This is a genomic window from Metabacillus sp. 22489 (assembly GCF_052044855.1).
GTDB classification, from domain to species: Bacteria; Bacillota; Bacilli; order Bacillales; family Bacillaceae; genus Metabacillus; species Metabacillus niabensis.
In genome coordinates, this window is the sequence record NZ_JBQENT010000028.1 from 1 (window position 1) to 21,131 (window position 21,131).

Genomic DNA, 21,131 nt, shown 5'->3' on the forward strand with positions numbered 1-21,131 from the left:
GCTCATATTTTGGTTGGGGAACCAAAAATATTTTAGCACCACGGAAGAGTTTTTTTAATACCACGCTGAAAGCTTTTTGGAACCCTAGGCCTAGCCTAGGGTTTTCTTTTTCACAAAAAGAAACAGTCCAACTCTACAATTGGACTGTCATACTCGTTCGTTTTATGTTTCATTATAAATACTTTCTTGAAACCCCTTTTCCATCATATGAAAACAATACTGGTTTTCCTTCTAAAACACTTTCCATATGAACCGGGCGTCCCCAGAGCTGATAAACATATGGAAGAACCTTTTCTAAATATTTTAGATCAAGCTCGATATCTTCATACCAATGCTTTAAGTAAAGCTCATTGTTTTTTAAATAGTCGCCATCATTTACGGTAATATATGGGAACCCACCATTTACCCGCATGCTAACAAGCTGATCGCGGACAGCTTCCCAGCCTTTATCAACGATTTTATAGTCGCGGCCTTGCTTTTGGAAAAGATACATATCCTCGCGCATAACAAGATCCTTCGTTAAGTAGTTACGTATAAATGAAATATCTGATTCTACTTCGCGGACTTCAAATATTTTTTCTCTACCTTTACCAGGCTTTACCCCGAACATCTTCATTTCTTCAGTCGGGTTATTATATCGTTCCTCGATATCCTCAAAAATCTTTAATCCTAAATAATAAGGGTTAATGCTTGTTTTTGATGGTTGAACAACGCCTGCGTTAAGCTTCGCAAATTCAATGGCTTCATCTGAGGTTAAATCAAGCTCCCGTATTATTCGTTGATGCCAATAGGATGCCCAGCCTTCATTCATGATTTTCGTTTCAAGCTGTGGCCAGAAGTAAAGCATTTCCTCCCGCATCATCGTTAAAATATCCCGCTGCCAATCTTCTAACTCACGACTATATTCTTCAATAAATAATAGCAAATCCTTTTCAGGTGACGGAGGGAATTTTCGTTTTTTCCTTTTTGCTGGACGCTTTTCCTCCTGTCTTTGATCGAGATTCCATAGGTCATCATACGGGGAAGGCTTTCTTTCTTCTTCTTCCTCCTCGATCTCAACATCCTCAATTGACCAAGCTAGCTTTGGCCGAACTAGCGAAGGATCAATATGTTCTTGGATGGAAAGCACCGCATCTAAAAACGTTTCGACCTCATGTCTCCCATATTCTATTTCGTACTGCTTAATTCGTTCGGCAGTAGCTGCCATGCTTTCAACCATTTCACGCTTCGTATTACTAAACCTTGAGTTATTTTTAAAGAAATCACAATGTGCTAAAACATGAGCAACAATTAGCTTATTTTGAATAAGTGAATTTGTATCTAATAAAAATGCATAGCATGGATCGGAATTTATCACAAGCTCGTAAATCTTACTTAAGCCTAAGTCATATTGAAGCTTCATTTTATGAAATTGTTTTCCAAAGCTCCAATGCGAAAACCTTGTTGGCATTCCGTATGCACCAAATGTATAAATAATATCTGCTGGACATATTTCATATCTCATTGGGTAAAAATCTAAGCCAAACCCCTTCGCAATCTCGGTAATTTCGGCAATTGCATATTCTAGGGATTTTTGTTCAGCATCCTTCATGGTCTCCCCCCTAAGCTTTTCTTACAATAATGTATGAGCCTTATAGGGAAAAGATGCTAAATGACAGGTGTGTTGACTGATTCCCATAGGTTATTTAACGATGCTTTCCGCGCGTTCGACGCCTATAGTAAAAACAAACAACAAAGCTTAAAAGCTCCTAATTAAAGAACATAAAAAAGAATGAAATCCTAAGACTTCACTCTTCTTTATCTATTATTATGCTGGTTGATATTCTTTTAAATTAATCGATGGACCGAAAAATTCAAAGTGAATGTTTTCTTCCTTTACACCGATATTCGCCAAATTTTCAATTGTATTCTTCATAAAGGCAACTGGGCCACAAACATAGAAAGAAGCGTTTGTATCTGTAACAAGTGCTTTTAATTTTTCTTCATCTAAGAATCCTTCTGCATCAAAGCGATTATTTTCACGATCCGCTTCAGATGGGTTTTCAAATATGAGATATTTTCTTGCTTGTGAAAGCTTGCTTAGCGCTTCATCAACTTCTTCGTTGAACGCTTGAACAGCACTATTTTTTGCGGCATGGATAAAGGTAACAGGACGATCCTTTTGTACGTCAGCTGTTCTTTTTAGCATGCTCATCATTGGTGTAATTCCTACCCCTCCGCTAATTAAATAGAGTGGCGCATCTGTTGTATCAAGGACAAAGTCACCGGCTGGAGCTGTTACTTCAATCTCATCGCCCTCCCCAATATGATCATTGAGATAATTTGAGACTTTACCTAATGTTGTAGGATTTTCGCCTTCTTTTTTTACAGAAATCCGTAAGTATTTATTACCTGGAGCATCTGAAAGACTATATTGTCTGTTTAATAAGTATTGCTCACCCTCAACTGAAAGACGAACAGTGATATATTGTCCAGGCTGATAGGTTGGAACGTTAGAGCCGTCAGATGGTTGAAGATAAAAAGAAGTGATGAGCGAGCTTTCCTCTTCCTTTTTCATTACCTTGAATGCTTTAAAGCCTTCCCAATTTGCTTGGTTATACATTTCTTCCTCAATATCGATAAATACTTGTGAAATGACACCATATGCTTCAGCCCATGCATTAATGATTTCATCTGTTGCAGCTGCTCCTAACACATCTTTAATCGCCTTTAATAAAAATTCACCAACAATTGGATAATGTTCTTTTTTTACATTTAAGCTGCGATGCTTATGAGCAATTTGCTTTACCGCAGGAAGTAATACCTCAAGCTGGTCTATATATGTAGCTGCAGCATAGACAGTATTAGCTAATGCCGTTTGTTGACGACCTTGCTTTTGATTCGCATGATTAAAAATATTTAATAATTCAGGGTGTGCTTCAAACATTGACTTGTAAAAATATGAGGTAATTTCAACTCCGCGTTCAGCTAAAATTGGTGCAGTTGATTTTACAATTTTAATCGTTTGTTCAGATAACATTTTACCAACCCCTAAAAGATGTATTTAAAATATATCTTTATAATAGAGAGTAATATGAGTAAAAACAATATTAGAAATACATCTTTAATAAAGCTGTCACATTTTATGCTTAAAATCGATACATTTTATCTGAATATGTTAAGATAAAAACAACTTCAATGGAGTTAAATAAGAAGCTTACGTGAGGTTTAGTATTATGAGACTAACAAATTATACAGATTATTCATTACGGGTTCTCATTTATTTAGCAACAAAGCCAAAGGACGAGTTCTCGAATATAAAGGAAATCGCCGAGGCCTATAACATATCAAAAAACCATCTTATGAAGGTTACCTATGAACTTGGGAAAATGAATATCATTGAAACAGTTCGAGGACGAAACGGTGGAATCCGTTTAGCACATGCTCCAGAGGAAATAAATATTGGAGAAGTTGTTAGGCAAACGGAAGAGGATTTTCATCTAGTAGAATGCTTTGATAAAGAACGAAATCAATGTATTATTTCCCCTACCTGTGGATTGAAGCATGTCCTTAATAAAGCATTACAGGCATATTTAGCTGTTTTGGATGAGTATACTTTGGCCGATTTAGTAAAAAATCAAAGCTCCTTATTAGCGTATTTTTCGCAGAAATAAGTAAAATCCAAGTGTTACTGTAAAATCATAAGAATAGATAGGAGCTTTATTCCCCTTCCTCTATTCTTATGTAACAGTCTTGAATCAATAAAAAAGCTGTCACAAATAAATCAATCAAGAATGATCGTTCCACCTGTAGCAGCGTCCTGAATTTCCTCAATATTGACTGTGATTAATTTTGCCGTTTTAGGATTAAATATCACATCAACATGAACGTTGAATTGTTTCCCATTCTCATTGAGCTGCATTCCAAACACATCTTTTGTTTCTTCATCATTTACTTCTACACGTTTCACATATTGAAAATCAACAATCTCAGCTGAAGGATAGTTATCCTTTACTGAGGTTATTGCTAATCTGCTCCATTTCTTATAGTCGACCTCTTGAAGATTGTGTTCCCCGTATGCTTTAATACCAGCTGTGATGAGCATGAGAAACGATAATAGCAATACGATAGCGTTATATCGGGAATTCGCCTTCATATACTTTCCTCCAACTTAAGTCTTGTCTCCTTCTTAATGTCTCCCGATCATTACTTTCTATTCTTCAGCAACTCCAAATTCATTTTTTGCAAAGCTTGCCATCACCATGCCTATTTCTTTATTCCGGTTCCACTCTTCTTTTAATACTGATAATGGAGGATTTGTCTCGTGAACGGAATAGCTTAATTCAATTGTTAATGCAGGTAATTTATATGTTTGAATGAACCAATCTGTATAACCTCCCCCGATTGCAGAGCTTGGTGGGTATTCGACTTCATACCCAGTCTTATCAGCAATTTCGCTAACTAATCGAATATCTCTTTGTAAATGTTGAATTTCATTAAAGTAGTACCAATAAATGACACGACCAGAGGTATGGTACGCTGCCGCTGCTAATGGGCGAATTTGATTCGTAAATGCTCGTAATGCCATCGATTCTTTAGCAACAAACGGCTTTTCACCTTTGTAATGGGAGTAGGCAGCATAGGGTTGTCCCCCTTTTATTTCTTCCCATCCAGCAGGATACTGACGATTCAGATCAATACCAAATCCATTTGCCTTCCACCTAGAAAAATCACCCTCTCCTTTGTTCATATCAAAATAAACCTCTTGCATTAAAAAAGGCATATGTCGAGTCCCTGTTTGTTGAATCATAACACCATCAGGATTAACCATAGGGACGAACCAAATCGATACATCATCGAGAATTTGCGGGTCATGCCCATAAATATCATTGCTTTCGGAGTATGCTTTTGCGTACTGCTTCATCATTTTCATCACAATATGTGTTGAAAGCCATTCGCGACCGTGATGACTTGCTGTAATGAAAACCGATTTTTTACCATCACCGACTTTAACCGCTACTAAATCTCTTCCAAATTCAGATTTGCCAAATGTTTTAACCTCAAGGTGAAATTGTTTAGCTATTTGATAAACTTCCTGTTTCATTCGTTTATATGTATAGGGCTTCTCAACCTCTGCATGACCATTGCTTCCAAACAAAAGGAAAAATAAAACAAAAAATAATAAACCCTTTTTAACCATCGATAGAAAACACCCTTTTTGATCATAGCTTTCCTAAATGAGTTGTTTTTATGTGGGTAAACACTGCCAAGCACGTCATAACAGCAACACCAAGTTTTGTGTAGAAAAAAAACCTTAACAAGACATACAATAATCATATCTCCTTAAGATGGAGGGATCTAAGATGAACAGTGTTGATTACGATAAAGCACTTTATTACACCCATCGTTCCCAATGGGATAATTTGTTAATCCTCATGGTTCGAACGAAGGATGACTTTCTTTCAAAGAAAATTGAGCAGTTTCTGCATGCTTATAATTTTGAACATGATTATAAAGAGGTTGAAAAACATTTATACTCATTGCTTAGATATATCGACCATGCGATCGAGCCAAATGAGTTCGAGTTTACACATGGTTATCTTGACCAAAATATTTAGTTTTTAAAAAGGCTGTCAAAGAGTCTATCCAATTCTTTGGCAGTCTTTTTTTCGCATTCTCATATTGACACCACTGTTTATACTGTATATACTAAACATATACAGTATAAACAGTAAATTGTAGGTGAGGCCTTGAATATTATTATTACTAACTCAAATGATCAGCCAATTTATTTGCAAATTAAAGAGCAAATTAAGGAGCAAATTTTACACGGTGAGTTAAAGGAAAAAACAAGCTTGCCATCGATTCGCAAGCTTGCAAAGGATTTACAAATAAGTGTGATTACGACAAAGAAAGCTTATGAAGAGCTTGAACGCGAAGGATTTATTGAAACATTTCCTGGTAAAGGCTCCTTTGTCGCTGCACAAAACAAACAATTATTAAAGGAAAAACAACTAAAGCTCATTGAGGATCAACTAGCAAAGGTCATTAACGATAGTAAGGCATTCAATATTGACTTAGAAGAGATAATCAGCATATTAACTCTTCTATATGAGGAGTGAACAAGATTGGAGAACATAGTTGAGGTTCGAAATGTAACAAAGAGGCATGATCAATTCAGTTTAAACGACATCAGCCTTGATATAAAAAAAGGATATATTACTGGTCTTATTGGCCCAAATGGTGCGGGAAAAACGACACTTATTCAATGTTTAATGCAGCTTATTCATATCGATGATGGACAAATAAGCTTATTCGGTAAATCTCATCAGGAGGATACCGTCAATATTAAGGAAAGAATAGGGTTTGTTTACGACGAAAATTACTTTTATGAGGACTTTACACTCGAGCATAATAAACGAATTGTCAGCATGTTTTATAAGCAATGGGATGATAAAACCTTTTATCACTATTTAGATCGCTTTAAATTGTCAAAGCACCAAAAGGTAAAAAATTTATCAAAAGGAATGAAAATTAAGTTTTCGTTAACTGTTGCTTTATCCCATCATCCACAGTTAATCATAATGGATGAACCGACATCAGGACTTGATCCAATCTTTCGTCGGGAGCTACTCGATATCTTACTAGAAATTATTCAGGATGAAAACAGGGCGATTTTTTTCTCGACACATATGGTGAAGGATTTGGAGCAGGTCGCTGATTATATTGCCTTTCTAAATGAAGGCGAGCTTGTTTTCAGCGATGAAAAGGATGAAATCATCGATCGTTACGCTATTGTAAAAGGTCATAAGGATGATTTAAATCAACTTGATCGTTCTTCCATAATCGGAATAAAGGAAAGTTCATTAGGCTTTGAGGCATTGCTTCTAAATCAGTCAAAGCTTGACGATGCCCTATTTGTTGTTGAGAAGCCTTCCTTAGAAGATATTATGTACTATACTGTTAGGGGGAAACATAATGATCACTCTAATTAAAAAAGACATATTAACCCAAGAAAAATGGGCTTATCTTTTATGTCTTGTCTTATTCATTCCAATTACAAGCTTTTTTACCGATGGCTCACCAATGAGACATCTATTATTACTTATTGCTTTACCTTTTGCTTTTGTGACGTCCTTAGAGGATAAGCAATCGAAGCTAGTGAATTCATTCCCGGTGACGAGAAATCAGATTGTCATTGGAAAATATCTTTCCGTCATCGTCTGGTTTGTTCTTTCTGCTATCTTCGTTACGATTTATATGTTTTTATTTTTAAAATTTGCGCCATTTCCGTCGCGAATGATGACACCTGCAGAATATATCATTGCTTTATCACTTATCTATCTGGCATTATCTGTATACTTCCCATTTTTATTTTCGTTAGGATATAAATTAGCGACAATTCCAACAGGGATATTCGTGTTTATTCTCTTCATGGTGTACCGAATAACATTAAACCTAGCAGAAAACCCACGTTACCCGGAAGTGGCTGACTTTGTTCATTCTATAAATGAAAACCAATGGATTCTTGCAGGGAGCATTTTTACTATTGCTGCGATATTCACCGTGATTTCTTTCTTTATATCAGCGAGAATCTATGCGAAAAAGGATCTGTAAGAGACTTAATGGGCAGTTGTAATTAACAAGTAAGGAAATGTTAAAAGATTTTAATAAAAAGGCATACAAAAATATTAATGATGAAAACCGAACATATTGCAAATTTTTCGAAGAGGTCAGTTTTTAGCGCAAACTTTATAAAGGTTGATTGGAGCGTAAGTGCGAGACTCCTGCGGGATGCGTGGGAGAGGTGAGACCCCACAGGTTACAACCGAGGAGGCTCACCACCCACCCCGCGGAAAGCGAGTACTGGAGCGGAAAGCAACCCTGAACGACTACTAGTAAAAGCAACAAAGTATATAAGTATAGCCACTAACAAAAATGACACGAAATTTAAATCAGAATTCCAAATTATAGTTCCGATTTTTCTTATGTTGAAAACCTTTTGTCCCAGCCTCTTTACTTATCGCATATTAAGGCTTTAAAATTGAATTAATGAGAAAACCACAGCAAAATGTTCATGCTTACATTAACTCATTAGGGCAACATCAAAGTCATTTTATTTGAGGATGATAACTATGTTTTCATATGAGGTTATTTGTTTTAGTTGTCGGAAAGCATTTAGAGTGTATGAAGGAACAAAAGAGTATGAACGGTTTAAGAAAAACCGAAATAGTGCATTTTGTTGTGAAGATTGTCATCATCAAATACGTATTGAAGCAATCAAATACTTTTTTAGATAAAGAGATTGAACTAGTTAAGTTTCCTTTAGAACAAATAAACAACGCTTAGAAGCATAGCTTGTCTAAGCGTTGTTTTTATTTGTTCTAAAAATATTTGTCGCAAAGAAAAGCAAAATTACTTCGTTAACTCTGCGATTAAATCATTTACTTGAGCCATAACTCCTGATTCTAGAGCAGCTAATTGCTGGTCACTTTGTTCAAGAGAGTCGCTTTTTACACCAAAATAAAACTTCGCTTTTGGTTCCGTTCCAGATGGGCGTAAGCAGAACCAAGAATTATCTTCAAGAATATACTTTAGAACGTTGGAAGTTGGGAGATTAATTTTCTCCACTTTACCTGTTGTGATATCTTGGCGTTCACTTGATTGATAATCTTCAATCGTGACAATTTTTTTACCAGCTATTTCTGTTGGTGGTGTTGTTCTAAAGCTATGAAGGATGCTTTGGATTTGCTCAGCTCCCTCTTTTCCTTTTAACGTAAGAGATTGAAGCCCTTCCTTATAATAGCCGTATTCACTAAAGATTTTTAAAAGGCCCTCGTATAATGTAAGTCCTTGTTTTTTATAATATGCACATACCTCTACTGCTAATAATGCAGCTTGTACTGCGTCTTTATCACGCGCAAAATCGCCGATTAAATATCCATAGCTTTCCTCATAGCCAAATTGGAATTCATATTGTCCGGATTTCTCATATTCATTGATTTTCTCACCGATAAATTTAAATCCAGTTAACGTATCAATCGTGTCTAAGCCAAACGTTCTCGCAATATCTCGTCCGATTTCTGACGTTACAATCGTTTTTAAGACTACACCATTATTCGGTAAGCTGCCGTTTTCCTTTTTCTCTGAAAGAAGATAATGAAGGAGTAAAGCACCTGTTTGATTTCCTGTAAGAACAACATATTGCCCTTCTTTATTCTTTACGGCAACACCTAAGCGATCTGCGTCAGGGTCTGTTCCAATAAGAAGGTCTGCATCTATTGCTTGTCCGTCACGAATTGCAAGAGTAAACGCTTCATGCTCCTCTGGATTTGGTGATTTCACTGTCGAGAAATTTGCATCAGGCAATTCCTGTTCCTTCACGACTGTAACATTTTCATAGCCCATCGCTTTTAAGCCACGACGAACTGGCTTATTTGCTGTCCCGTGCAATGGCGTAAAGACGATTTTAACGTCGACTTCCTTAGAAAGACTTGGGTTTACAGAAATTGTTTTTAGCGCTTCTGTGTAAGCTTCATCAATTTCCTCGCCAATCATTTTAATAAGTCCTTGTTCTTTTAATAACGCTTCGTCCTTTACCTCAACTTGCAATTCATCCTCAACATCATTAACGAATGAAATGACCTTGTCAGCAGCTGCTGGAGGCAGTTGTCCGCCATCATGGCCATATACTTTATAACCATTGTATTCTGGAGGATTATGACTAGCTGTAATAACAATTCCAGAGAATGCGTTTAAATAACGAACAGCAAATGATAACTCTGGTGTTGGTCTTAATTCCTCAAAAACGTATGTTTGAATTCCATGGGAAGCTAAAGTTTTTGCCGCTTCCATCGCAAATTCAGGTGATTTATGTCGAGAATCATATGCAATCGCAACTCCTCGTTTTTTCGCCTCATCACCAAAGGAATCTATGTAAGATGCTAAGCCTTCTGATGCTTTGCGGACAGTGTATATATTCATGCGGTTCGTACCTGGTCCGATTTCACCACGCATACCGCCAGTACCAAATTCTAAATTTTTATAAAAACAGTCCTCTAATGCCTTATCGTTTCCGGCTAATTCTTGTAATTTCTGCTTTAATTCTGGATCTAAGTCTTGCTTTTCTTTCCAACGAATATAACTTTGTTCCCAGCTCATGTTAACCTCCTGGATTTGTTTTTGTCCTACAATTAACCCGTTGAAGTGTAGTAAAAATAAAGAGAGACGGGCACCTTCTCTTTCCTTCGAACAATTTTACCTTATTATAACATTCCTATTTTAGCATATATTAACGTTTTTAACATCGGAGGTTTTTCTACATTTTTCGTAGCATTTCATCATAAAAAAAGATCAGGTTGGTTGCTCTTAAGTGGGGATTCCACAAATACAACCTCTGATCGTTTTTCACTTTATTCCTTTTTATATACAATCGAATAAATGTCCCTTCTTCTATCCTTCAATTGATTCACTGTTCCAGATTGGCGTTTACGTCGTAAAATTTCTAAATCGACGTCACCAATTGCCACCATCTCTATATTTGGATTGCTTTCAACAACGATTCCGTCTCTAGCAAATTCAAAGTCTGATGGAGCAAAAATCGCCGACTGAGCATATTGAATATCCATATTTTCTGTTTGTGGTAAGTTTCCAACCGTTCCTGCAATAACCGTATATATTTGATTTTCTACCGCTCTTGCCTGAGCACAGTATCGAACACGTAAATATCCTTGGCGATCCTCTGTACAGAATGGTGTAAAAATAATTTTCGCACCTTTATCTGTTGCAATTCTCGCTAGCTCAGGAAACTCAATATCATAGCATATTTGAATCGCAATTTTCCCACAATCCGTATTAAATACTCTAACTTCATCACCTCTACTAATCCCCCACCATTTTCTTTCATTAGGTGTTATATGAAGCTTATACTGCTTTTCGATCGTTCCATCACGACGGAATAAATAGGCGATATTATAAATCCGTCCTTCTTCCTCTACAACGTGGGAGCCACCAATAATATTGACATTATAGCGAACCGCTAGCTCCGTAAATAGCTCGATATATTCTTCTGTATACTCTGTCAATCTTTGAATCGCTTTGCTCGGTGTTTTTTCATCGAGGAAGGACATTAATTGTGTCGTGAAAATTTCAGGAAATACTGCAAAATCTGAGCCAGCATCTGAAGCAACATCTGTATAATATTCGACCTGCTTCGCAAACTCTTCAAAGGAATTGATTTGTTTCATCATATATTGAACAACACAAATTCGAACAGGATGGGCCGTTTTATAATATCTTTTCGTATTTGGCTGATAATCAACATTATTCCATTCCATCAATGTTGCATATTTACCAGAAGCTAAATCATCTGGTAAATAATTTGGGTTTATCCGCATTAACGTAAATTCATTTAATAATTGAAAGGAGAGGACAGGATCATAAATTTTATGAAGCATAACCTGTTGAACGTATTCTCTGGGTGTTAATTCATCTGCATATTTATAATAATTAGGGATTCTTCCCCCAATAATAATGCTTTTTAAATTTAACCTTCTTGCTAAATCCTTTCTTGCCTCATACAAGCGATGTCCTATTTTCATTCGTCTATAGCTTGGGTGAACCATCACCTCAATCCCATACATATTGTATCCATCAGGATTATGATTCGTTATGTAGCCATTATCGGTAATATCATCCCAAGTGTGGCGGTCATCATATTCGTCAAAATTGATAAGTAGGCTCGAGCATGAACCGATGATTTTCCCTTCAAGCTCCGCACAAAACTGGCCTTCTGGAAAATGCTCAAGATGGCTTTCTAAATGGTCTCGTTTCCACGGAGTCATTCCCGGAAAACACTTTCCTTGGAGCTTTAATAATTCATCAATATCACGTTCTTCAATATTTCGAATAATCATCTTTTTTTCAAATTTAGACAAATCGAGTTTCTCGGACATCGTGATTTCTCCTTTAATATAAAATGTTCACAGATATCTTACCCTTTATCACTGTTCTAAAAACGAAATTAATTCCTTTAGCTCCATTTCTGCCATAGATTGTAGGCGATGCTCAACTTCACAAAACTCTAAGTTCTTTGTCACCTCATTCGGGACAATGACACATTTCATTCCAGCACGCTTTGCAGCTAATGCCCCGTTTGCCGAATCCTCAAAAGCAATACACTCTTCTGGCTTTACTCCTAAGCATTTAGCTGCCTCTAAATACAGTGCAGGATTAGGCTTCACTTCTGCAACATGATCAGAGGTTTTAATGCATTCAAATCGATCCAACAAATTTAAACGCTTTAAATGTGACGATACCCAATCATAATTTGAGCTTGATGCAAGTCCAATTTTAATTCCAAGCAATTTTGCTGCATTTAAATAATCAACAACACCTGGACGAGCAGCTTCTTGTTCAATTCTTTCCGTAAAAAGCTGTTTTTGCCTTTCAGTGAATTCATCACGATTTAGTTTTTTCTTTGCCTGTTCCTCGAGATATGTAAATGGGTGAAAATCAGATACCGTCCCGACAACCTTTCCCCAAACATCGAGAGGTAATTCACAATTATGCTCTGCGTATAGCTCACTAAGCACCTCGTATTCATGTGTTTCCGTATCTAATATAAGACCATCAAAGTCAAAAATAATTGCTTTTATCATAAACATCCAACTCCTTTCCATTTCATTATAATAAAAATTCACTAAGAAAGGCAGTTTTCACAAACTTTGTTGCTTTTAATTAAAGTTCCTCTTGTAAACACTCGTACAATATTTGAATTTATAGCTTAAAAATGAGAGATCAGAAAAAAGGGGATTACGTAGTAGTAATCCCCTTTAAAATGTGTCATTATGATGTTTTGTTTGGCTCTGAAATGTTAGCTAAAGCCACACCAGCAGCTTCATCTGACATTTGATGTGTTGCAAGGTCACCTAACGCAACAATCCCAACTAATTGATTATTTTCAACGATCGGTAAACGACGAATTTGATGTTGTGCCATTATTTTGGCTGCTTCCTCTGTTGACATAGAAACATGACCAGATACAAGGTTCGTTGTCATAACGTGACCAACTGGTGTTTCATTGTCACGGCCCTGTGCAGTAGAGCGTGTCGTTATATCACGGTCCGTAATAATTCCCTTTAATTCGCCATTATCGACAACAGGAATCGAACCAACATTGTTACGCTCCATAATTTCTGCCGCTTCTTGAATTGTTTGATTAGAAGAGACAGTTTCCACATTCCTTGTCATACATTCTTGAATTGTAGTCAAGGTTCATCCACCCCTTTCAATAACTAGTATGAGCAGATTTTTTTGACTTACGATTAGTATTATTTATCAGGTATAAATGGAATAGGAATAAGAAAACTATAACCACTAGCAAGTAATATTTATCGCTTTGCACGTTTTGTTTATCATGAACTGCCATATTAATCTTTACCTAATTCAGTTCCCTTTTCACTTTAATAGGTAGTATTATCAAAAAAACATTTAACTATCTTCATTCCATTTATATCCATAATTACATTATATTGAAAAAATTTAAAGTAAAAACGCAATAATTTAATAATTCACAATCTATCTATTTTACAGGTCTAGCTTTTCCAACTATAATTTAAGAAAATAGATAATTTGTGAGGGATGTCATGTCTAGTTCTCGTGAAAAAACAAACGAAAATTTATTAACACTTGCTTGGATTACATCGTTTATCGCAACTTTAGGGAGTCTCTACTTTTCAGAGATACTCCAATACACACCTTGTGATCTATGCTGGTTTCAACGAATATTTATGTATCCGTTAGTTATTATTCTTGGAATTGGGTTGTTTAAAAAGGATGCAACCGCTGCGAGGTATTCCTTAATACTCTCTGCTATCGGAGGATGTATTTCACTCTATCATTACGGCATTCAAAAAATTGACTTTTTAGGAGAGCATTCTGCTTCATGTGGGATCGTGCCATGTACAGGTGAGTATATAAATTGGCTTGGCTTTATTACAATCCCATTTTTAGCTCTTATTGCTTTTATTATCATTTTCATTACTAGTTTAACTATTCTAAAAAAGGCAGGTCGTTAAGTTGAAGAAAATTCTTATTTTCGGCGGAATTATTGTAGTATTATTTGCAGCTTTAGGCTTTATTACAACATATCAAAATAACAAAAAGGCAGAAGACAATGTCTATGGAAAATCGGAATTACGAGCGTCAACAATCGAATTATTAGATGATCCAAACTATCAAAATATTATCCTACCTGATGAACTTGAAGAAAAGCTTAATAATAAAGAAGATCTCATCGTTTACTTCTTTAGCCCTGAATGCTCACATTGCCAAAGAGCAACACCTGAATTAATGCCAGCTGCTGAAGAGGTTGGCGTAGACATTGAGCAATACAACATTCTAGAGTTTGAAGAAGGCTGGAATGATTACAAGATCGAATCTACTCCTACACTCGTTCATTTTAAAGATGGAAAAGAAGTAGAACGTACTGTTGGGGCAAATACAAAAGATGCATACAAAAAAATATTAACAGATTGGCAATCTTAATTTTTTCTAATGAAACGCTTGATCATCAAGCGTTTTTTATTATTTTGAAGCTGCTGTCACCTGCAAAAATAAAAAACACCGCAGTTCTGCGGCGTTTCCTCTCCGATTATTTACACGATCCAATCATTTGCTGGTTTAACGTATTGACTAAATTCCCCATTTTGACTTTTTGCGTGTTTAAACTGTGAAAATGTCATTGGAAAATAATAGCCATAATCATTTAAATTTTTGCAATTACGTTCGAACATTTTTTGATAATCCTGTCCATGCTTGCAATCTTCTATATGCTCTAGCACAGCAACGACAGCTTGCAGACTTGAAATAATTTGAAAAGCATCCTTCAAATTACTATTAAACATCTGGTCGGAATCCTGTGGTTTTAAAACGTTCTGCTCCTTCAATTTATGAATTTCTCCGTCAGGGAAAAATTTCGGAAATAATTCTGTATATAATTGTTCAACTAGCTCATCTATATGACGTTCTTGTTCTTCTGTTGATGCAACAACAACTTTCATTCAATCACCCTTCTTAAAATCATTATAGTAGATAGCATAACATAGACTTTTTCGACATTGCATAGGTAAGTGTTACCGGAACTAGATTGTACATCCAATAGGAGAATCTGTATACTTTGAATGAGATAGAAAACAAAGTAAGCCGAAAGCATATTTAAAGGTTGGTGAAGATTTTGAAGCGAGTTGGTGAATGGCTGGAAATGAAGGTGCCAAGCGAATGGGCGAATACTACAATACATCATGTCCTTTTAAAGGAAATTGGTGCTTCTAAAGCTCTTATTCAAAAATGGAATTCCGCCAAAGCTATAAAGAAAAATGATCAGATAGCAGATCTCAATCATAAGCTTCAATTTGGGGATCGCTTGTCCTTGCATCTATTTAAAAATGAAGACTTTGGAGTACTTCCAGAATATGAGCAAATTGAAGTTCTTTATGAGGACGATCATCTGTTAATCGTTAATAAAGAGGCTGGTATTGATACACATCCAAATCATCCCGAGCAGAAAGGAACTTTAGCAAATAGAGTTGCCTTCTATTACCAAATGCACGGACTCCAAATAAAAGTTAGACATATTCACAGACTTGATAAAGATACATCTGGTGCAATTCTTTTTGCGAAAAATGATTTAGCACAGACACTGCTTGATCAAGCTCTTGAACAGCGAAACGTTAAGCGCACTTATATTGCCATTGTCGAAGGGCGATTGCCTCATTCAAAAGGAAAAATAGATCAACCTATAGGAAGAGATAGACATCATGCGACGAGAAGAAGGGTATCTCCTAAAGGACAGAAAGCTATCACTCATTATGTGGTCAAACAATATTTGCCATCAGAAAATTTAGCAATTGTTTCACTACAGCTCGATACCGGAAGAACCCATCAAATTCGTGTTCATTTAAGCTCCATCGGCCATCCAATTATAGGTGATGCATTATATGGAGGGAAAAAGGGGCTCATTAGCAGACAAGCTCTTCACGCAGCAAAGCTTTCACTCTTTCATCCAATAACAGGAGAGAAAATTGAGGTTCGTGCCCAATTTCCAACAGACATGCTACCATTTATTACAGATACTATAGCAGCGACTATCTAAAATGGAAATAAAAAATGAGTCTGTGTTCGATTACTCAGACTCATTTCTTATTAAACTACCTTCTTTTTTGCATAAATGATATAACGTTGTGGAGCATTTCCAACATAGCTAAATGGATAACATGTTGTAAGAAGAAGCTCTTCCGTTTCATTTTGGAGAGTAATAATACTTAAATCATCTGCCTCCACAATTTTCGTATCCGTAATTTCATATTCAAAGCTGCCATATGGAAGAGCTATTTTTAACGTATCGCCAATTTCAAGCTCTCCTGCCTTACGAAATACTGTATCGCGATGACCTGATAAAACAATTTGCCCATTTTCATTTGGATAATAACTACCTTTGTAGTGCCCAACACCCTTTTCAAGGTCATCTGGATCCGTTCCTTCAACAATCGGTAAATCCGCCTTTAATTTAGGAATTTGCAATATACCAACTGCCTCACCCATTGGTGGTTTAAAGGTTCCGTCCTCTTCTTTAAATACTTCTTTATTTGGTGGAGATTCAACCATTGCTTTAGCTTCATTTAAAGACTGTGAGGTTTGCATCTTTGTATCAATAATTTCCCAGACTGCATAACCAACGATACAAAGACCAACAACAATCAATAAATAGGATAGCTTCTTCATCAACGTTTCACTCTTTCTTTTATTGATAGTTTCATTATATCACAGAACCTACCAGTAGACTGAACTAGAAAAGGAAAACAAAGGCCATATTTTGTAAAATTTTTGTAAAGGTAGTCTTGTTTTCACAACATGTACATTCCAATAAAATAACTCCGGCTCCCCGATCTCTTCATTCTACTAATAAGTGGCTGATGGGAAAAATACAAAAAAGAGACTGCCAGAGAAAATCAGTCTTCACTGACCCTCTGACAGCCTCCTTCCTAATTATTTTAATTCAGCTAAAATTTCATCGATTTTTGCAAGCTCAGATTGTAATCCGCCACCACTTAAGTACCATAGTGGACCATCTAAGTAAATGATTTTTCCATTTTTATAAGCCTTTGTTTTCTTAATGATTTCATTTTCCATATCAGCCTCGATATTAGAGTCGCCTCCAGTAGCTGCTGTACGGTCAATAACGAATAAAACCTCTGGGTCGAATTCTAAAACTGCTTCGAATCCGAAATTAGATCCGTGAGAAGAAGATTCGATATCCTCTGTTACTGGTTTGAAACCATAAATGTCATAAATATATCCGAAACGTGAGTTTGTTGAGAAACCTGATAGCTTACCTTCATTGTACATTGTTACTAAAGATGTCTCATAGTTTCCAGCTAAAGCTTTGATATCCTCTAAAGCTGAATCAAATTTTGCAAGATATTCTTTTGCTTCTGCTTCTTTATCAAACATTTTTGCTGCTAAATCTACTGAAGCTTCGAATGAGCCCCAGTAATCGTCCTGAGAAGTACCAACAAATACGACAGGAGCGATTTCTTTTAATTCTTCATAGTATGCTGACTGACGGCCTGAAATGAAGATTACATCTGGGTCCATTTCAGCGATATCTTCAAGTAATGGTTCCTTTAAACCACCAACACTTTTATATTCATCTGAAGCATATTTTTCAAGATGAGCTGGTAGAGTTGAATCTTTAGCTACCCCAACAATTCCTTCAACACCAAGAGCATCTAATGTATCAAGGAAGCCATAATCAAATACGGCAATTTTTTCTGGCATTTTCTCGAATTTTTCATCTTCGAAAGTAATTGAACCGCCTTCTTCACTTTCAGTTGAAGCAACAGTCGGTGATACAGTCATTGGATAAGCTGAGCCTTCCTCTGATGCACCTGCACTCTTATCTTCAGCCGAAGCTGTTTCAGTTGATTCTTTTTTCGAAGCTTCTTCTTTAGAACCACATGCAGCAAGCATTAAAACCATAGCTGCTAATAATGCAATAAATAAGTTCGTTTTTTTCATTTGTCTTCCTCTCCCTCATTTTATTTATTTTATTGTTAATGATAATCATTATCAATTATATCGATTATCATTATGCTCTATTAAACATTTTAAGTCAATTGCTTTTTTAATATTTTTTTACGCTTCTTCGAAAATATCAAAAAACTGACACTATTTAAGGAATTATACCTAGAGAAAACCATGATGAAATTAATAGATTTCTCTAGGCTGACGTAACCAACTTACGTATGTGAATTGAAATAGACACAAATTCTGCATCCATTTTGCTCCTGAATCGGAATATCCATATCATAAATTTCACGTAGTGCATCAGAGTTAATGATTTCATGGGTTGGCCCGTTTTTCATAAGCTTGCCATTTTTCAATGCAACAATTCGATCTGAATAAACAGACGCAAAGTTAATATCATGCAATACAATGACAACCGTTTTTCCGAGCTCATCGACTAGTTTACGTAAAATTTTCATAATTTGAACAGAGTGCTTCATATCGAGGTTATTTAAAGGCTCATCCAACAGGACATAATCGGTATCCTGAGCAATGACCATCGCAATAAATGCTCGTTGCTTTTGACCACCTGATAATTCATCTAGAAACTTATCTTGCATCTCGGTTAAATTCATATATTCAAGGGCTTGATCAATAAACGTTTTGTCTTCAGCAGTTAAACGTCCCCGTGAATACGGATAGCGACCGAATGCGACAAGCTCACGGACCGTTAAACGTACATTAAGGTAGTTTGATTGTTTTAAAATCGATACTCGCTTCGCAAATTCAGAAGACTTCCACTTTTTCACGTTATTATTATCAAGCAATACTTCACCTGTATCTGCTTCTAATAAACGGCTCACCATAGAAAGAAGTGTTGACTTTCCAGCACCGTTCGGACCGATAAACGATGTAATGGTACCCGGCTCGATTGTAACTGTAACATCCTCTACAACAGGCTTTTTCCCAAATTGCTTTGTTAATCCTTTAATTTCAATCATCCTGCTGCCCTACTTTCTTTTAGTAATAGATAAATAAAGTAAATACCACCGATAAAGTTAATAATAACACTTAATGTTGTCCGTAATTCAAAGATATGCTCAACAAGGAAATTCCCGCCGACTAACGCAATGATACTAATTAGGCTTGCTCCTAATATGTGGATAGAGTGTTTATATGTCACCAAATACTGATAGGAAAGATTCGCCACAATCAACCCAAAAAATGTAATTGGTCCGACAAGCGCTGTTGATGTCGCAATTAAAACTGATGATAAAATTAAAATTCTCATCACCATACCGTCATAGTTAATTCCAAGATTCATCGCATTTTCACGGCCAAGTGACATCACATCAAGCTTATCCATGATAAGGAAGCCATAAAGAAAGGCAAAAAATAAGATACCAATTGAAATAAATAATAATTCCGCTTTTACGTTCGTAAAGGTCGCAAACAGTCTACTTTGGAGACTTAAATATTCAACAGGATCAATCAATACTTGCAGAAATGTGACTAAGCTTCCTAGAAGTGTTCCAATAATCATCCCGATTAGTAAAAGAAAATAAATCGGGTGCTTATCTGCTCTAAACAAAAATCGATATAAAAGCATTGCAAAGATGACCATTGCCGCAATTGCCGCACCAAAGTTTAAATATTTATTTAAGACCCAAACTGACATCGAGCCAGCAAAAAAGTAAATTAATGTTTGAACGACTTGATACATAGAATCAAGTCCCATAACGGAAGGTGTTAAAATTCGATTATGGGTAATGGTTTGGAACACAACAGTCGAATATGCGATCGCGACTCCTGTAACAACCATTGCTGTTACGCGGATCATCCGCTTTGGAAAGGCATAATCAAAGCCGCCTTTTATATCATAAAAGCCATAAAGCAATATACATGCAAGCGCAATTGCACCTAATATAATCAGTTTTGTACTATTTCGCATATGCTCTCCCCCTAAGTAGCATCGTTAAGAAGATCGCACTGCCTATCACTGCCACTGTTACATTCACCGGAATCTCATAAGGATGAATGATGATCCGTCCGAGAATGTCACATATTAATAGGAAAACAACACCTAACATCGCTGTATGTGGAATCGTTTTACGTAGGTTATCACCTAAATAAAGAGAGACAATATTTGGCACAATAAGCCCTAAAAAGGGAATAACCCCAACAGTTAAGACAACTGTTGTCGAAATAATCGCAACAAGGACAAGCCCAATATTTAGTACTACCTTATAGCTTAAGCCAAGATTCCTCGCAAAATCTTCTCCCATTCCTGCAACTGTAAATTTATTCGCATAAAGATACGCGATAATCACAGCTGGAATACTAACATATAAAAGCTCATAACGGCCTGCAATGACCAATGTGAAGCTCCCCATAAGCCATGAAGAGATATTTTGCAGCAAATCAGCTTCATATCCTAAAAAGGTCGTAATAGACGACAAAATATTCCCATACATAATACCGATTAATGGGACGAAAATGGCATCTTTAAATTTGATCCGATCTAATATTTGCATAAAAACGAATGTACCCGCTAATGCAAAGGCAAAACTAAATATTACCTGCTGCGTATATGTGACATTCGTAAAAAATAGCATTGAAATTAAAATACCTAGCTTTGCTGCATCTAATGTTCCAGCAGTTGTTGGTGAAACAAACTTATTTCGGCTCAATGACTGCATGATTAAGCCGGCAATACTCATTCCTGCCCCTGCTAATATAATCGCAATTAACCGTGGGAGGCGGCTAATAAGGAAAATTTGTGTCTCATCTGATTTCCAATTTAGCAAGTCACTCGGTGTGATATCAATTGCTCCGATAAATAGCGAAATAAAAGACAGGACGATAGCTACAATTCCTAACATCCATAATCTCATTGAAAAAACCCTCATAACATGTTTATTTTTACCATGACAATTGAAAATCATTATCATGAAAAGTTACAACAAAAAGTATAAAACGAAATGCTAGAAAAATAATCAAAAATCTCTCTAATGCTTATGTAACACGACATCGAACGTTTAAAAAGACCTTCCGATGAACGGATTTCAAATATGATAATCATTATC

23 protein-coding genes are annotated in these 21,131 nt (G+C 36.2%); 9 read left to right on the forward strand and 14 right to left on the reverse strand.

All coding sequences use genetic code 11. The features are described 5' to 3' along the window. Positions 1 to 172: 172 nt before the first annotated feature. Both ACTJJ9_RS16005 and hmpA read right to left on the reverse strand, forming a co-directional pair. Positions 173 to 1,591 carry a SpoVR family protein gene (locus ACTJJ9_RS16005; RefSeq protein ID WP_095301040.1) on the reverse strand — a complete coding sequence of 473 codons (1,419 nt, stop codon included), beginning with the start codon at positions 1,589 to 1,591 and terminating at the stop codon, positions 173 to 175. Positions 1,592 to 1,807: 216 nt separating this feature from the next. Next, the gene (hmpA, locus tag ACTJJ9_RS16010; RefSeq protein WP_440768720.1) at positions 1,808 to 3,019 is read right to left on the reverse strand and encodes an NO-inducible flavohemoprotein; all 1,212 of its coding nucleotides are present in this window, start codon (positions 3,017 to 3,019) and stop codon (positions 1,808 to 1,810) included. Positions 3,020 to 3,215: 196 nt separating this feature from the next. Here hmpA and ACTJJ9_RS16015 point away from each other — a divergent pair, with 196 nt between their 5' ends. After that, entirely contained in the window at positions 3,216 to 3,653 is a 438-nt protein-coding gene (locus ACTJJ9_RS16015) for an RrF2 family transcriptional regulator (RefSeq protein WP_440768721.1), read from the forward strand. Positions 3,654 to 3,763: 110 nt separating this feature from the next. On the opposite strand, the gene ACTJJ9_RS16020 is transcribed toward ACTJJ9_RS16015, so the two are convergent. Together ACTJJ9_RS16020 and ACTJJ9_RS16025 are read right to left on the reverse strand one after the other, a co-directional pair. After that, positions 3,764 to 4,135 carry a DUF3889 domain-containing protein gene (locus tag ACTJJ9_RS16020; protein WP_440768722.1) on the reverse strand — a complete coding sequence of 124 codons (372 nt, stop codon included), beginning with the start codon at positions 4,133 to 4,135 and terminating at the stop codon, positions 3,764 to 3,766. Between the two features lie 57 nt (positions 4,136 to 4,192). Continuing rightward, positions 4,193 to 5,179, reverse strand: coding sequence for a M14 family zinc carboxypeptidase (locus ACTJJ9_RS16025; protein WP_440768723.1), 987 nt, complete (start codon positions 5,177 to 5,179; stop codon positions 4,193 to 4,195). Between the two features lie 163 nt (positions 5,180 to 5,342). Here ACTJJ9_RS16025 and ACTJJ9_RS16030 point away from each other — a divergent pair, with 163 nt between their 5' ends. The 5 genes from ACTJJ9_RS16030 (at position 5,343) to ACTJJ9_RS16050 (ending at position 8,279) form a co-directional block, all read left to right on the forward strand. After that, on the forward strand, positions 5,343 to 5,597 hold the full coding sequence (locus ACTJJ9_RS16030) for a YhdB family protein (protein ID WP_095301045.1): 255 nt from the start codon (positions 5,343 to 5,345) through the stop codon (positions 5,595 to 5,597). 132 nt (positions 5,598 to 5,729) lie between these two features. Next, on the forward strand, positions 5,730 to 6,101 hold the full coding sequence (locus tag ACTJJ9_RS16035) for a GntR family transcriptional regulator (protein ID WP_095301059.1): 372 nt from the start codon (positions 5,730 to 5,732) through the stop codon (positions 6,099 to 6,101). A 6-nt stretch (positions 6,102 to 6,107) separates the two neighbouring features. Beyond that, positions 6,108 to 6,974 carry an ABC transporter ATP-binding protein gene (locus tag ACTJJ9_RS16040; protein WP_440768724.1) on the forward strand — a complete coding sequence of 289 codons (867 nt, stop codon included), beginning with the start codon at positions 6,108 to 6,110 and terminating at the stop codon, positions 6,972 to 6,974. Next, positions 6,958 to 7,596, forward strand: coding sequence for an ABC-2 transporter permease (locus ACTJJ9_RS16045; protein WP_440768725.1), 639 nt, complete (start codon positions 6,958 to 6,960; stop codon positions 7,594 to 7,596). Before ACTJJ9_RS16040 ends, ACTJJ9_RS16045 begins: the two co-directional genes overlap by 17 nt. Positions 7,597 to 8,114: 518 nt before the next feature. Continuing rightward, complete coding sequence (locus tag ACTJJ9_RS16050) at positions 8,115 to 8,279, forward strand: DUF2197 domain-containing protein (protein ID WP_440768726.1); 165 nt, start codon at positions 8,115 to 8,117, stop codon at positions 8,277 to 8,279. Positions 8,280 to 8,394: 115 nt separating this feature from the next. On the opposite strand, the gene ACTJJ9_RS16055 is transcribed toward ACTJJ9_RS16050, so the two are convergent. The 4 genes from ACTJJ9_RS16055 to ACTJJ9_RS16070 all read right to left on the reverse strand — a co-directional run bounded on the left by ACTJJ9_RS16055 (position 8,395) and on the right by ACTJJ9_RS16070 (position 13,251). Continuing rightward, the gene (locus ACTJJ9_RS16055) at positions 8,395 to 10,140 is read right to left on the reverse strand and encodes a phospho-sugar mutase (protein WP_440768727.1); all 1,746 of its coding nucleotides are present in this window, start codon (positions 10,138 to 10,140) and stop codon (positions 8,395 to 8,397) included. A 251-nt stretch (positions 10,141 to 10,391) separates the two neighbouring features. Beyond that, a complete protein-coding gene (locus ACTJJ9_RS16060; protein WP_440768728.1) occupies positions 10,392 to 11,933 on the reverse strand; it encodes a GNAT family N-acetyltransferase in 1,542 nt (513 codons plus the stop codon). A gap of 48 nt (positions 11,934 to 11,981) precedes the next feature. Next, the gene (locus tag ACTJJ9_RS16065) at positions 11,982 to 12,638 is read right to left on the reverse strand and encodes an HAD family hydrolase (RefSeq protein ID WP_440768729.1); all 657 of its coding nucleotides are present in this window, start codon (positions 12,636 to 12,638) and stop codon (positions 11,982 to 11,984) included. Between the two features lie 187 nt (positions 12,639 to 12,825). Further along, positions 12,826 to 13,251, reverse strand: a complete 426-nt coding sequence (locus tag ACTJJ9_RS16070; RefSeq protein ID WP_145582294.1) for a CBS domain-containing protein — start codon at positions 13,249 to 13,251, stop codon at positions 12,826 to 12,828. 374 nt (positions 13,252 to 13,625) lie between these two features. On the opposite strand from ACTJJ9_RS16070, the gene ACTJJ9_RS16075 reads away from it, so the two are divergent. Continuing rightward, positions 13,626 to 14,057: a disulfide oxidoreductase gene (locus ACTJJ9_RS16075; protein ID WP_095301053.1), complete on the forward strand. Its 432-nt coding sequence runs from the start codon at positions 13,626 to 13,628 to the stop codon at positions 14,055 to 14,057. 1 nt (position 14,058) lies between these two features. After that, entirely contained in the window at positions 14,059 to 14,526 is a 468-nt protein-coding gene (locus tag ACTJJ9_RS16080; RefSeq protein ID WP_440768730.1) for a thioredoxin family protein, read from the forward strand. A gap of 110 nt (positions 14,527 to 14,636) precedes the next feature. On the opposite strand, the gene ACTJJ9_RS16085 is transcribed toward ACTJJ9_RS16080, so the two are convergent. Then, complete coding sequence (locus ACTJJ9_RS16085; protein WP_440768731.1) at positions 14,637 to 15,041, reverse strand: DUF5365 family protein; 405 nt, start codon at positions 15,039 to 15,041, stop codon at positions 14,637 to 14,639. A 200-nt stretch (positions 15,042 to 15,241) separates the two neighbouring features. Here ACTJJ9_RS16085 and ACTJJ9_RS16090 point away from each other — a divergent pair, with 200 nt between their 5' ends. After that, complete coding sequence (locus tag ACTJJ9_RS16090) at positions 15,242 to 16,132, forward strand: RluA family pseudouridine synthase (RefSeq protein WP_440768760.1); 891 nt, start codon at positions 15,242 to 15,244, stop codon at positions 16,130 to 16,132. A gap of 50 nt (positions 16,133 to 16,182) precedes the next feature. Here ACTJJ9_RS16090 and ACTJJ9_RS16095 read toward each other — a convergent pair whose 3' ends face one another. The 5 genes from ACTJJ9_RS16095 to ACTJJ9_RS16115 form a co-directional block, all read right to left on the reverse strand. Next, positions 16,183 to 16,761 (reverse strand): class D sortase, encoded by a 579-nt coding sequence (locus tag ACTJJ9_RS16095; protein ID WP_440768761.1) that lies wholly within the window; start codon positions 16,759 to 16,761, stop codon positions 16,183 to 16,185. Positions 16,762 to 17,025: 264 nt separating this feature from the next. Further along, positions 17,026 to 18,057, reverse strand: a complete 1,032-nt coding sequence (locus ACTJJ9_RS16100) for a siderophore ABC transporter substrate-binding protein (protein WP_440768732.1) — start codon at positions 18,055 to 18,057, stop codon at positions 17,026 to 17,028. A gap of 221 nt (positions 18,058 to 18,278) precedes the next feature. Beyond that, on the reverse strand, positions 18,279 to 19,046 hold the full coding sequence (locus tag ACTJJ9_RS16105) for an iron ABC transporter ATP-binding protein (protein ID WP_174879461.1): 768 nt from the start codon (positions 19,044 to 19,046) through the stop codon (positions 18,279 to 18,281). Continuing rightward, a complete protein-coding gene (locus ACTJJ9_RS16110) occupies positions 19,043 to 19,996 on the reverse strand; it encodes an iron chelate uptake ABC transporter family permease subunit (protein ID WP_095302965.1) in 954 nt (317 codons plus the stop codon). The genes ACTJJ9_RS16105 and ACTJJ9_RS16110 overlap by 4 nt, the downstream gene beginning before the upstream one ends. Beyond that, entirely contained in the window at positions 19,986 to 20,939 is a 954-nt protein-coding gene (locus tag ACTJJ9_RS16115) for an ABC transporter permease (protein WP_095302966.1), read from the reverse strand. Before ACTJJ9_RS16115 ends, ACTJJ9_RS16110 begins: the two co-directional genes overlap by 11 nt. Positions 20,940 to 21,131: the final 192 nt, after the last annotated feature.